This window comes from Rhizobium sp. rho-13.1, from assembly GCF_007000305.1.
Classification (GTDB): domain Bacteria; phylum Pseudomonadota; class Alphaproteobacteria; order Rhizobiales; family Rhizobiaceae; genus Rhizobium; species Rhizobium rhododendri.
Genome location: NZ_SCFL01000124.1, coordinates 1 through 237 on the forward strand (window position 1 = coordinate 1; position 237 = coordinate 237).

Consider the following 237-nt stretch of genomic DNA (forward strand, 5'->3'; position numbering starts at 1 on the left):
CCACGACGGTCGCGATCGGTGTCTTCTCGTTCTTCCTGCAGACCCTGCTGACCGGCGGCCTCACCGAGATCTACATCTTCGCAGCCGTCAGCATGGCGCTGATGGGGATGACCTACGGCCCGATCGGCACAGCTCTGGCAGCACCGTTCCCGGTAGCCGTGCGCTATACCGGCGCCTCCATAACCTTCAACTTTGCCGGCATCTTCGGCGCCTCGCTGGCACCCTTTATCGCCACCT

Annotated in this window: 1 pseudogene; it reads left to right on the plus strand. The window is 63.3% G+C overall.

Annotated features, from left to right (window positions below):
• Positions 1 to 237 (plus strand): annotated as a pseudogene (locus tag EQW76_RS28930) (MFS transporter); the annotation flags it as partial.